Below are 12,900 nucleotides of genomic sequence, written 5' to 3' on the forward strand. Positions count from 1 at the left end.
GTCATCAGACCATGAGTAATTCTCCAACGACAAAAAAGTTTTTCGACGCCGTGCTCTTCCGAGAAATCTGGGATGCGATGAAGGTAACGCTCAAGCATTTGCTGCATCGCCCCATTACGTTTCAATATCCCCGGGAGAAACGAACGATTCCTGATGCCCATCGTGGCGCACTTTGCCTGTTACGGTATGAAGATGGGACAGAACGCTGTGTGGGCTGTGATTTATGTGAAGCAGCCTGCCCTTCACGCTGCATTAAGGTTATCAGCGAAGAAGACAAAACTCTCCCGCTCCAACGGTATGCTTCCGAATTTTACATCGACATTACGAAGTGCGTGTTTTGTGGGTACTGCGTCGAAGCCTGTCCGGTTAATGCCCTGGCGATGACGAAGGTTTATGAATTTTCGACCCATGATAAGCGGACCCTCCTCTTTGACAAGGCGCGGCTCTACCAGATTGGAGAGCGTCATATAGATGATGCCAAAAAGTATCTCTATGCTCATAACCAAGAGAAGGAAGGGGAGGAAGGCCGCGCCTACCGCTACCATTTCCCTGTTTCAATAAAAAGTACCCAGGAACCGTAGTTTCATCATGATGTGGCTTCTTTTCGGATATTTTGCCACGGTGAGTGTCGTGGCAGGGGTTTTGACTGTGGCATTGCGAAATGCCGTGCACTGCGCGTTGGCCTTGCTGACGCTCCTCCTCCATGTCGCGGGTCTGTTTGTCCTGTTGAATGCGGAATTTCTTTTTGCGGTGCAAATCATTGTGTATGCGGGAGCGATTCTTATTCTGTATCTTTTCGTGTTGATGTTGATGAATTTAAAAACGGAGGAACAGCATCTTCATAAAAGATTTGCCTTTTTAGTTTTTGCCGGAATCGCAATTTTTGGAGAACTTCTGATTCTTCTCTTTCAATCGCCTTATGGCGGTGTGATTGGAGCGGCCACGCCTGACCTCATCCTGCAAACGGGCCCCAGCCATGCCATTGGGATCACGATGTTTAGCGATTATTTATTGCTCTTTGAAGTGATTGGAATTTTCCTGTTAGGGGCTGTGATCGGTGCCATCGTTCTTGCTAAAACACCGGCGAAGACTGACCCACAAGAAGAACCAGGCCTTTCTTCCATGCCCTAAAGCCCCATAATTCATGATCCCTCTTTCAGCCTATGTGGCCCTCAGCGCTATTTTGTTTATGACCGGACTCGTCGGCGTCCTGATCCGGCGGAATTTTATTGTCGTCCTGATGTCCGTAGAGATTATGTTGAATGCCGCCAATATCAATCTGGTGGCTTTTTCTCATTACCTGCATTCCATGTCCGGGCAAATGGCGGCCCTTTTTATCATTGCGGTGGCCGCAGCGGAAGCCGCTGTCGGATTAGCGATTATCATTGTGGTGTTTCGCGGGAAAATGGCCACGAACGTCGATCAAATTAATATTTTAAAGTGGTAACGTGTTCGATCTGCTCGTTCTCCTGATTCCTCTTTTCCCTCTGCTGGCCGTGTTGGTCAACGGGCTGGTGGGCTCTCGCTATTCCCATGACATGGCAGGACGCCTGGCTTTTGGCTCCGTCGGATTGTCATTTCTCTGTGTGCTCGGTGTTTTCGTTTCGATTCTCGGAGATCCTACACCGCGAGAAGTCATTGCCTACTCCTGGATTTTCGGAGGCGATCTCTCCATAAATCTTGCCTTCCTCATCGACCCGCTGAGTGTCATCATGCTGTTAGTAGTGACCGGTGTGGGGTTCCTCATCCATGTCTATTCCGTAGGCTATATGCATGGTGAAGAAGGGTTTACCCGCTTCTTCACCTATATGAACCTTTTTATGGTTTCCATGCTGCTGCTCGTCATGGGAAACAATTATGTCGTGCTGTTCATTGGGTGGGAGGGCGTGGGGCTCTGTTCCTACCTATTGATCGGGTACTACTATGAGAAAATCTCGGCGGGGAAGGCCGCGACCAAAGCCTTTGTCGTGAACCGGATTGGCGACGCCGGATTTTTGTTGGCGATATTCCTGATCTTTTCGCATTTCGGCACACTCGATTACACGGCCGTGATGGCCCAAGCCTCGACCCTTTCAACTGAAATGGCCACCGCCATCTCGCTCTGTTTGTTAGTTGGAGCGATTGGCAAGTCGGCGCAATTACCTTTATACACCTGGTTGCCCGATGCGATGGAAGGCCCAACTCCGGTGAGTGCGCTTATCCATGCAGCCACCATGGTCACCGCCGGGGTCTATATGGTGGTGAGAAACCATGTGATATTTGATATGGCGCCGATGGCTTTGGCTACGGTGGGCATTGTTGGAGGCGTCACGGCACTGTTTGCCGCCACGATTGGACTTGTTCAAAACGATATTAAACGTGTGTTGGCCTATTCAACCGTCAGCCAGTTGGGCTATATGTTCCTGGCCTGTGGGGTTGGCGCCTATACTGCCGCCATCTTTCACCTGATGACCCATGCATTTTTCAAAGCACTTCTATTCTTGTCGGCCGGTTCGGTAATTCATGCTTTGGGTGGGGAGCAGGACATCCGGAAGATGGGCGGACTGCATGACAAGATTCCAACGACCTATCGTGTATTTCTGATCGGTACTCTCGCCATTGCGGGTATTCCTCCCTTGGCAGGCTTTTGGAGTAAAGATGAAATTATGGCTCATGCCTTCGTCCATGGCTATTATCTCTTGTATCTTCTGGCCGCTGTTGGAGCGTTTTTGACCAGTTTTTATATGTTCAGGCTCACGTATCTGACGTTCTATGGGTCATCTCGAGTTGATCCCCATGTGGCCCACCATATTCATGAATCACCTTCGGTGATGACCACTCCGCTCGTGATTTTGGCCGGGTTGGCCCTTTTCGGAGGATTTCTTGGTGTACCCCCGGAGCATGGCTGGTTCCATGGATTTTTACATGATGTGGCGACTCCATTGGGTGCTGAGGTCCATGAAGTGGGGTGGGGTATGTTGTTGAGCCTCATGGGTGTGGCCATAGCGATCGCCTTGGGTGGATGGGGTTTAGCGCATTATATGTATGCTATGCGTCCTCAGATGGCCGGCGAATGGGCTGCAAAATCTCCGCGAGCCTACACCACAATTCTGAATAAATATTATGTCGATGAGATGTATGACGTCTTAATTGTGGAACCCTGTAAGAAATTGGGATTGCTATGGGATTGGTTTGATCGACAGATTCTTGACCGCTTCGTCGTGGGGATCGGGCGAGGCACGGATGTCAGCGCTGGTGCGATTACCTGGGTTGAAAAATATGTGATCTACGCAGGATTGAATGTGGTGGGTTATTCCAATCATCTTCTCTCGTGGTCGTGGCGAAAAATACAAAGTGGCATGGTCCATCATTATGCCGCCATTATTGTCATCGGGCTGGCGCTGCTCATTCATCTGGCCCTGGTGTGGTTTATTGGATCTTCCGCCGCCGGTATGTCCATTCGGTAACCGACTATCATGCAAGAAGAATTACAATTCGGGTTCCCTATTCTGACCTTTCTGACTTTCTTTCCGTTTCTCGGGGCGATGGTTATTTGGGCTTTGAAGGATCAAGACCTGATCCGGAAGAGTGTGCTGGGGATTGCGAGCCTGGAAATGGTCGTGGCGTCGCTGATGTTATGGCGATTCGTCCCGGAGACAGCGGCCATGCAGTTCGCCGAACGTCATGAATGGATTCCTTTCCTGGGGATTAGTTATCACCTGGCGGTCGACGGAATCAGCGTTCTGTTCGTGGGCCTGAACGCTTTCCTCATCCTGCTTCTGGTTCTCTACGCCTGGGATACGGTTCATGCTCGTCCCAAAGCGTTTTATATGTGCCTGCTGGGCATGGAAGCGACGATGATGGGGATTTTCGTCTCCATTGATTTGATCCTCTTTTTTGTATTTTGGGAACTCATGCTCATCCCCAGTTATTTCCTGATTAAACTCTGGGGCCCTGGAGAACAACGTCAATATGCGGCCTTAAAGTACGTCCTCTATACTCTCCTGGGGAGCGTGTTCATGCTTGTGGGCTTTTGCCTTCTGAGCTTGAACTATTTTGAAGCGAAACAGGTGTATAGCTTCGACTTACTCGACTTGCTTGCTGTTCAGATTCCTCTTAGTCAGCAACTGCTGATTTTTTGGTTGATATTTTTGGGGCTAGCCTTTAAGGCGCCCATATTTCCATTTCATTCCTGGCTGCCCGATGCTTTGGTTCAAGGGCCGATCCCCATGTCTGTCATGCTGGCCGGGATTAAGTTAGGTACATATGGTTTCCTGCGTTTTTCGTTCCCTTTGCTCCCCGATGCCTCTCAGCACGCCACGGTGGTCGCTATTCTCATGACCCTGGGTCTGGCCGCAATTGTGTATGGGGCGATTGTCGCCATCATCCAGCCTGACTTCCGGCGTCTGCTCGTGTTTAGCAGTATTAGCCATTTGGGTTTTGTGGTCGTGGGTATGTTTGCGCTGAATTTCCAAGGAATACAAGGCAGCCTGATAACCATGATTAATTTGGGATTCAGCACTGCGGGATTATTTTTCCTGGCCGGCTTCATTTATGAACGTCTAGGCCATAATGACGTACGACGATACAGTGGGTTGGCGAAAAAAATGCCGCTTCTTGCCACGTTTATGCTCATCATTGGAATGGCCTCCATTGGTTTACCGGGAACCAACGGTTTTATAGGGGAATTCCTCATTTTATTGGGCGTGTTCCAAGCCTGGTGGCTCTATGGAGCCATTGCGGTTACCGGGATCATTTTTGCCGCAGCATACTTTTTGTGGTTTTATGAGCGGTCCATCTTTGGACCATTGAAAGAGAGTGTGCCGGCAGCCATTAGGGATTTAAATAGCCGTGAATGGGCAATCGGTGTGGCATTGTCGGTCATGATTTTTTGGATCGGCATTTATCCTTCCCCGTTCTTGCGGATGGTCAATGGATCCGTGCAGGAGGTCGTCGATCGGTTGCATCCAGGAATGGCAACAGCTCACCAGCATGACTCCTTGCTTGCCACTGAGGTCACCAGGAATTAACCACTATGGGTGAATATTCCCTACTCATTATTCTCTTTGCGCCATTTTTTGGCGCGATTGCTTTGATGTTCGTCCCCAGGGAGGAAGCGCTCCTGGTGCGAATGACGGCGGCTATTTCTGCGGGTATTTCCCTCCTGGCCTCTTTCTATATTTTTCTTGCTTACGATACGGCGAAAGGCGGATTTCAATTTGTCCAGCGGTATGTCTGGTCTGAAGAATTAGGCATTGCCTTTTACCTCGGGGTGGATGGCATCGGCGGCCCATTGGTCTTTGCCTCCGCAATCCTGTTATTTGCGGGCATTTTTGTTTCGTGGCACATCAAGGATCGGACCAAAGAGTTCTATATGTTCCTCCTGATCCTGGCTGCCGCGACCATTGGAGTCTTCATGTCGCTGGATCTCTTTTTCCTCTATTTCTTTTATGAAATGTCTGTGTTGCCCATGTACTTATTACTGGGCGTGTGGGGAAGTCATACCAAAGGGTATCTCTCTATGACCGATCCCGAAGAGCGAAAGCTTCGGGATTCCATTGGGTTCATATTTAACTTCGGATCTAACAGTAAAGAATACGCAGCCATGAAGCTGACCCTGTTCCTGTCTGCGGGGGCGGTGGTGGCTTTGATGGGGATCCTCCTCATTTACCATCTTTCCGGTCTCCACACCTTTGACATTGTGGTGTTGCGTGAACAGGCTCATTTTTCGGATACGGTGGCTACGTTAATTTGGTTTCTGATCTTTTTTGGCTTCGCCTCTATCGCCCCGATATGGCCCTTGCATTCCTGGTCACCCGTCGGCCATGCCGCTGCCCCGGCAGCTACCAGCATGCTGCATGCCGGTGTGTTAATGAAGCTCGGGCATTTTTCCATTATACGCGTGGCCTTTGAAATTCTGCCTGATGCGACGCGGGAGTGGATGTGGGTGGCGGCTGTTCTCTGCGTTTTCTCTATCATCTATGGGGGCCTGGTGTCTTATTTCGCCAAAGACACCAAATACGTCATTGGTTATTCCAGCTCCAGCCATATGGGCTATATCTTCCTGGGCATGGCCGCCTTGAGCTATATCAGTCTCTCGGGCGCCGTTATTTATATGTTTGCCCATGCTCTGGCAACCAGCATGTTGTTTGCCATGGCTGGCTGGGTGTATGACCAAACCCATTCACGAGACATTCCCTCCTTGGGAGGACTCGTTCAAAAGATGCCATTTATTGCAGGGGCCTTTATCGTCGCCTGTATGGCCTCAATCGGCATGCCGGGGACGATCAATTTCATTGCTGAAGTGATGATTATTGTGGGGAGTTGGGATGCATATCCCTTTCAAGTCGTTGTGGCGGTGCTCGGCATCGTCCTGACCCTTGCGTATATGTTCAAAATGATGCGGGGGCTGTTTTACGGGAGATTGGATCCGGAATACGCCCATGCCACCGATGCCAGACATTGGGTGGATCGCATGCCATTGCTCCTTTTAATAGTTTGTAGCATTACTCTTGGGATTTTCCCCGGGCATTTTTACGAAGTGGTACGGTCGACGGTGGAGCCTATGGTAGACCGGATAAACCAGGTGGCCCCACTCATTACCCAAAACACTCAGGGCCTTTTACCGTGAACGATTCAACATTGAACCTTCTGAGGACTGTCTGATTACGTTGTAATGATCTTCCAACTTGACCTTTCCATCGCTGATCTGCTTCTGCTTCTGCCTGAGATTTTTCTCACACTCTGGCTGTGTCTCCTTCTGTCACTGGACTTTTCGCTGAAACGAATGACGCACCAGCAATTGGCCTACCTGAGTATTGCGGGGTTAGCGGTCACCGGTCTGATCCTATTGGGATTTGACCAAACCGGGATCACAGGGGCCCTGTTTAAAAACATGTTCGTGCTCGACCGGATGGGCATCTTCTTTAAGCTCGTTATTGTGGGCGCCACCGCTCTTATCCTGTTTATGTCGATTGATTATGTGCAGGACTTCAGGTTCTTTCGTGGCGAGTATTATGTCATGGTCGTGATGTCGGCTCTCGGTATGATGTTCATGGCTTCGTCCAATGACCTTCTCTCGGTCTTTGTCACTCTGGAATTTTCTACATTTGGGTTTTATGTGCTGGTTGCCTATCTCAGAGATGACCAACGGTCATCGGAAGCCGGCCTCAAGTTTTTTATTTTAGGGGTATTTGCAGCCGGATTATTAGCCTATGGCATCAGTTTGGTCTATGGCGAAACCGGGACTCTGATTTTCTCTGAAATGACCGGCACCCCTGGAAGTTATGGATTGGCGATTGGCTACATTTTGATTTTTGCCGCCCTGGGATTCAAGATCGGGGCCGTCCCTTTTCATGCCTGGATTCCTGACACTTACCAAGGCGCGCCGACACCTGTGACGGCCTTCCTCTCCATTGCCCCGAAGGCCGCAGCATTGGCTATCCTTATCCGGATGTTTTACGTGTCCTTGGCTTCATTCAAGCCGATGTGGGTGTTGTTATTTGTCGTCGCATCCATATTCTCGATGACTTACGGCAATATCGTGGCCATTGCCCAAAAGAATATTAAACGACTTTTGGCCTATTCCGGCATTGCCCAAATTGGAAATATCATGATTGGATTAGCCGCAGGGACGAAACAAGGCAGCGATGCGATCATGTTTTTTCTCCTGACGTATCTTTTTGCGAATTTGGGAGCTTTCGCAGTCATCATTGCCGTGAGTCGGGTCATGAAAAGCGACGAAATTGAAGATTATAATGGTCTGAATCGACGTTCCCCGTTTTTGGCGGCGTCCATGCTGCTCTTTCTGTTGTCGCTGGCTGGAGTACCTCCGCTTGCGGGCTTTATCGGGAAAATCTATTTATTTATTGCTGCCATGAAAGAGGAGCTATACACCCTACTAATTGTCGGACTCATCAATATCGTCATCTCCATGTATTACTATCTCATTGTCGTTAAAAAGATGTACATCAACGAACCCACTGATTCTTCACCAATTCTTGCATCCATGCCGATCAAAGTTGCGGTGTATGTCGGGATTGCCGGAACCGTGTTGTTGGGAGTGTACCCAGGACCGTTTATCGACTGGGCCGTTAGTGCCTCCCTTATGTTCTCCAATATCGCAGGACCCACCGCCGCCGCGTCCCTTCTTCCTGGCGGATAATCGCCGGGCTTGATATTTGCGCGTTCCACACTCCTTCTCCGATTGACAGGCTCAATCGCTTTTTTCCGTGTTTCAGATCACCTTTTTTGAAGCTTGATGGGTAGTAGAAAACAATGGAAATTTCGTGGCCTTACATCCGCCAGGAGAGGATGGTTTCTAGAGGATTGAGCCCATTAAGTTGCCAAATTGCGCCGAATACCACGGATATGGTCACAATCACTAGGAGAATCAGACCGATGAGAATCGAATTTTTTTTGCTACGTGGATAACGGGGAGGAGGAAATTTTTGGGACCCTGACGGGTCTTGCCACAATGCAGAGGGTCGTCGTGGTCCCAGGAGTGCAGTGGTTTTCCGGAGAGGTTCCACTTGGCTGGCTCGTGAGCCTTTTGGGGCTACCCTTTTCACTGGGGCGATTGAGGGTATCTTCCCTGGTGGCATGGTCTCTGGCTTCACAGGTTGAGGAACTTTCCTGGTATGGATATAGGATGCTCGACAATGCGGACACACCAGCGTTTCCTGGATTGATTCGCCATTATCCTCCTGCTGTGGGTGTCCACCGGCTAACGATACCCGGCAATATGGGCATGTGCGGGCATCCGGCGAGACCAGACCGTGACATTGTGGACAGGTGTGTATTCCGGATGCACGTTCCTCTTCTAATGCGTGCTTCCCAGGAGAAGGGAAGGCGCATTGAGGACAGGCTCGAGCTTCGGTCGAGACCTCTTTGTGACATTCAGGGCAGGGAACAAGGGCCATGGAATGGAATTCCGTTTTTGCTATTTCACAGATTTTTCGAGCATATTTCTTCCTGATCTTTCAGGAAGGCAACGTCGATATCTGGAAAATTTGCGTGAATTATGTGTAAATGCAGGAGTGTCTTCCTCCTTCTTGAACCGAAACAGAGATGAAGGGGAGAGTCTAACCTTCCGCTATTCTCTCTCATCTGATTTGCTCTTCTCAAGGGAGGGCGGTTTTTTCCATAATTGGGTTTTTTGATTTCAGCTCTCTGTTCTCTTTTATGAGTAAAATGTGTAACATTTCCGGGCATGTCCAGACAGTGTTATCTTGGGGTGATACCTTGTCTTATGCCTGATATTGACAGGACGCAAGTCACTAACAGGCTTTATCAAATTTCCATGAGGGTACTATGGCCAATGAAACAAAAGAGGAAAATCATTCTATCACCCAGGCGGTCAGCCAGCGATACGCTAAAGCGGTGACCAACGGTGAACAGTTGTGTTGCCCGACCGGGTACAACCATGAAGATTTGGGACAATTTATCCCAGAGCCGGTCCTAAAGGTGTCCTATGGCTGCGGAACTCCGGTTGGCCTTTCAACTGTCCAACCTGGGGAAGTCGTCCTGGACATTGGTTCTGGAGGCGGGATCGATTGTTTTGAAGCGTCCCGGAAAGTCGGGCCCCGAGGGCGTGTCATTGGAATTGATATGACCGATGAAATGTTGGCCTTGGCGCGTACGCATGCACCAACAGTTGCCGGCAATCTGGGTTATCCGGAGCCGAATGTGGACTTTCGAAAGGGATTTGCCGACGCCATGCCTGTTGAAGACGATCAGGTGGATCTCATTATTTCGAATTGTGTCATAAATCTCGCTCCGGATAAGAAGAAGGTCTTCCAGGAAATGTTTCGCGTGCTCCGACCTGGTGGACGGTTCACCATTTCCGATATTGTTGCCGACCAACCAATTCCTAATTACTTAATCTATGACAAGGCCAAATGGGGCGATTGTTTGTCTGGTGCCCTTACGATCAAAGACTATTGGGGCGGGCTTCGGGAAGCCGGGTTCAAAGGGCTTCATCAGGTTAATAGTATTCCATGGAGAGTGATTGACGGTATCCAGTTCTTTTCTGTGACTCTCACCGGGTATAAACTGGTCTCCACATCGACCACTCCGTCGTCGGTCTTTGCAACCCTCACCGGGCCATTCTCTCAAGTGCTGGATGAGCTGGGTACCACTTTTACTCGAGGCAATCCTCAGCAAATCGATGAACGAACGGCCGAATTATTGGCCTTAGCTCCTTATCATGAACGGTTCATTGTTGACGAGAAACCGGTGGCTCTGGCGGTTCAAGATTCCCGAATGCTGGCCGTCTTTCCCGAAGAAGCGCCTTGTATTTGGGAAGGACAATTTGCCGTGTTGACAGGACCGTTTTTAGAGGTCTGTGACGATGACCACCACACCTTTCAATGCGGTGAGCCGGTAGAAATTTGTTCTAAAACGCACAAGGTCCTCCAGACCACTTCTTATCAACCCTATTTTGCGATTATCAATCGATCCAGAGAGGGCGTGGACTCCGAACCCGTCATTTGCGGTCCATCAACGGGGTGTTGTTAGGAACCCCGAAAAATCACCCTGTCGGTGTGTGAGGAATTAAGGCCATCAAAACAATGAAAACTTCAGCTCTCCCCATGGTTGCCCCGGATCAATCTTCCGGGATAGTTCCGTCGTTCGAGAAAGCGTTGGCCCTCCATCATTCGCTTCCCCTCATGGCTCAATCGATTTCCACACTTCAGGTCAATGTCGGGAAGGTTTGTAACCAAACCTGTCACCATTGCCATGTCGATGCCGGACCTCAACGGACGGAAAGCATGAGCAAAGCCACCATGGATCAGATCCTGGACGTTCTCGATCGCACTCCTCAGATTATGACGGTAGATATCACCGGTGGGGCGCCTGAGATGAACCCGCATTTTGAATATCTGGTTGAGCAATGTCGGGTACGAAATCGAAAGGTGATCGACCGCTGTAATTTGACGGTGTTCTATGTCAAGGGGAAATCGCATCTTCCTCAATTTCTTGCAGACCATCAGGTTGACATCGTCGCCTCCCTCCCCTGTTATGAAGCAAACAATGTCGATCAGCAAAGGGGAAAAGGCGTGTTTAATCGGAGCATTACCGCGCTGCAGACTCTCAATGACTTGGGGTATGGTTTAGACGGAACCGGTCTCATGCTGGATCTGGTCTATAACCCGCTGGGCCCTGTCCTTCCACCGCCTCAAGTCGAACTAGAACAGGACTTTAAAGAAGAATTGGGGCAGCGATACGGCATTCAGTTTAACCGCCTATATACGATTACCAATATGCCGATCAGTCGTTTCTGGGATGAATTACGCGAGGTAGGACAACTTGAGCATTACTACACGCTCTTATTAAATAATTTCAATCCAATGGCTGTCGATGGGCTGATGTGTCGGTCTCTGCTGAGTGTGGGATGGGATGGGCGCCTCTATGACTGTGATTTCAATCAAATGTTGGATCTGCCGGTACAGCCGGAATCTCAAGCCTGGATAGACCGGTTCAATTCGACGGAACTGAAACACCGACGAATTGCGGTCGGACCCCATTGCCTGGGATGTACGGCAGGTTCCGGTTCATCGTGTGGTGGCGCCCTGACCTAACCCGCCTGCCTTCCATCATCAATCATCAGTTTCGAATCCGGTCTTTCTTCAGGTGACGTCCTCAGGCTTGAAATGCCTGGCGCAATCCTGGCTGCAGAAATAATAATTCTTTCCCTTTCGCTCCTGTACAATCGCGGTGCCCGCGGCTACATATACTTTACAGACGGGATCTTGAATCATCACATCTTTCCCTGGGGTGGCGGGGTCAAGTTTGGGCTGACTCCATTCACGGAAAGCTCGACGAACCATAAAGAACAAGATCACTAAAAGAATGAGAATGGTAATTATTTTATACATGGTGTGTGATGAGCCTTTTGAGACTGATAGCAATTTGTACCATGTTTTCAGGTTTGATTCCACATATGCCGTAAGCGGCCCTTTCCCAAAATGATTGGCGATGCACATGGCTTTCTTCCATTGCTGTGCCCTTTCTCAACTTGTTAGGATTTTCTCTATGCTGCCGTTGATCGTTTTTCTGAACCTTGTGGGTCTCAGTCCATGTTGATCCGGGTCATGCTCATGGTTCTCGCATTCGGGGGATGCACCATGAGCCAACCCTTTAGGGGAACAATCGTCGATCTGACCTATCCCTTTGATGAGCATACGGTGTATTGGCCAACGAATGAGTCCTTTCACTGGAAGAAAACGAATTGGGGTCCCAGCAAGCAGGGGTATTGGTATGCCTCGGCGATCTTCTCAGCCTCAGAGCATGGTGGCACCCATCTGGATGCCCCTATTCATTTTGCAGAATCCGGATGGAGTGTGGATGAAATTCCCGTCGACCAGTTAACAGGTGAGGCGATCTTGCTGGATATTCGAGCACAGGTGGAGTCCAATCCGGATTATACTTTGCAGGTTGAGGATATTACCCAATGGGAAATCTCGTACGGTCCAATCCCTCCCAAAGCCATTGTGTTACTCTTTACCGGGTTTGGACAGTATTGGCCGGACAAGGTCCGATATCTTGGTAGCTCCACTCCGGAGGATCCCACTACGCTCCATTTCCCCGGGTTTTCTGCCAAGGCCATAACATTTCTGCTTACGAAAAGAGATATTTTGGGAATTGGGATAGATACAGCCAGCATTGATGCCGGTCAGTCACAAGATTTTCCCGTTCATCAAATACTTGGCCGAGCGAATCGCTATGCATTGGAGAATGTGGCGCATCTCGAACTCTTACCACCCAGAGGAGCTCGAATGACGGCCCTCCCTATGAAGATTCAAGGAGGCACAGGAGGACCGGCTCGAATTATTGCAACCGTGCCATAGGGGCTCATCAGATCCACCACTGAATGAAAGGCTCATGAAGATACTTGGAGAATTAGTGATGATGAACAAA

Annotated in this window: 12 protein-coding genes; 10 read left to right on the forward strand and 2 right to left on the reverse strand. The window is 49.6% G+C overall.

The features are described 5' to 3' along the window. Positions 1 to 11: 11 nt before the first annotated feature. The 7 genes from nuoI to PQG83_RS16650 are packed head-to-tail and all read left to right on the forward strand — an operon-like array spanning position 12 to position 8,143. Positions 12 to 581 (forward strand): NADH-quinone oxidoreductase subunit NuoI, encoded by a 570-nt coding sequence (gene nuoI, locus PQG83_RS16620; RefSeq protein WP_312743421.1) that lies wholly within the window; start codon positions 12 to 14, stop codon positions 579 to 581. Between the two features lie 7 nt (positions 582 to 588). Continuing rightward, positions 589 to 1,131, forward strand: coding sequence for an NADH-quinone oxidoreductase subunit J family protein (locus tag PQG83_RS16625; RefSeq protein ID WP_312743424.1), 543 nt, complete (start codon positions 589 to 591; stop codon positions 1,129 to 1,131). 13 nt (positions 1,132 to 1,144) lie between these two features. After that, positions 1,145 to 1,447 (forward strand): NADH-quinone oxidoreductase subunit NuoK, encoded by a 303-nt coding sequence (gene nuoK, locus PQG83_RS16630; RefSeq protein ID WP_312645914.1) that lies wholly within the window; start codon positions 1,145 to 1,147, stop codon positions 1,445 to 1,447. Between the two features lies 1 nt (position 1,448). Next, positions 1,449 to 3,446 (forward strand): NADH-quinone oxidoreductase subunit L, encoded by a 1,998-nt coding sequence (nuoL, locus tag PQG83_RS16635; RefSeq protein ID WP_312743427.1) that lies wholly within the window; start codon positions 1,449 to 1,451, stop codon positions 3,444 to 3,446. Positions 3,447 to 3,455: 9 nt separating this feature from the next. Then, positions 3,456 to 5,009, forward strand: a complete 1,554-nt coding sequence (locus PQG83_RS16640) for a complex I subunit 4 family protein (RefSeq protein WP_312743430.1) — start codon at positions 3,456 to 3,458, stop codon at positions 5,007 to 5,009. A gap of 5 nt (positions 5,010 to 5,014) precedes the next feature. Further along, on the forward strand, positions 5,015 to 6,610 hold the full coding sequence (locus tag PQG83_RS16645; RefSeq protein WP_312743432.1) for a complex I subunit 4 family protein: 1,596 nt from the start codon (positions 5,015 to 5,017) through the stop codon (positions 6,608 to 6,610). Between the two features lie 45 nt (positions 6,611 to 6,655). After that, positions 6,656 to 8,143, forward strand: a complete 1,488-nt coding sequence (locus tag PQG83_RS16650) for an NADH-quinone oxidoreductase subunit N (protein WP_312743434.1) — start codon at positions 6,656 to 6,658, stop codon at positions 8,141 to 8,143. Positions 8,144 to 8,273: 130 nt separating this feature from the next. Here the strand turns inward: PQG83_RS16650 and PQG83_RS16655 are convergent, their stop codons facing one another. Further along, positions 8,274 to 8,900, reverse strand: coding sequence for a zinc ribbon domain-containing protein (locus PQG83_RS16655; protein WP_312743436.1), 627 nt, complete (start codon positions 8,898 to 8,900; stop codon positions 8,274 to 8,276). 391 nt (positions 8,901 to 9,291) lie between these two features. Here PQG83_RS16655 and PQG83_RS16660 point away from each other — a divergent pair, with 391 nt between their 5' ends. Both PQG83_RS16660 and arsS read left to right on the forward strand, forming a co-directional pair. Next, positions 9,292 to 10,497, forward strand: coding sequence for a methyltransferase domain-containing protein (locus PQG83_RS16660; RefSeq protein WP_312743438.1), 1,206 nt, complete (start codon positions 9,292 to 9,294; stop codon positions 10,495 to 10,497). Positions 10,498 to 10,550: 53 nt separating this feature from the next. Next, complete coding sequence (gene arsS, locus PQG83_RS16665) at positions 10,551 to 11,561, forward strand: arsenosugar biosynthesis radical SAM (seleno)protein ArsS (RefSeq protein ID WP_312743439.1); 1,011 nt, start codon at positions 10,551 to 10,553, stop codon at positions 11,559 to 11,561. 48 nt (positions 11,562 to 11,609) lie between these two features. Here the strand turns inward: arsS and PQG83_RS16670 are convergent, their stop codons facing one another. Continuing rightward, positions 11,610 to 11,858, reverse strand: a complete 249-nt coding sequence (locus PQG83_RS16670) for a YHS domain-containing protein (RefSeq protein WP_312743441.1) — start codon at positions 11,856 to 11,858, stop codon at positions 11,610 to 11,612. Positions 11,859 to 12,059: 201 nt separating this feature from the next. On the opposite strand from PQG83_RS16670, the gene PQG83_RS16675 reads away from it, so the two are divergent. After that, positions 12,060 to 12,830 (forward strand): cyclase family protein, encoded by a 771-nt coding sequence (locus PQG83_RS16675; protein WP_312743444.1) that lies wholly within the window; start codon positions 12,060 to 12,062, stop codon positions 12,828 to 12,830. The last annotated feature ends 70 nt before the right edge of the window (positions 12,831 to 12,900 follow it).

Source organism: Candidatus Nitrospira neomarina, assembly GCF_032051675.1.
GTDB classification, from domain to species: domain Bacteria; phylum Nitrospirota; class Nitrospiria; order Nitrospirales; family UBA8639; genus Nitrospira_E; species Nitrospira_E neomarina.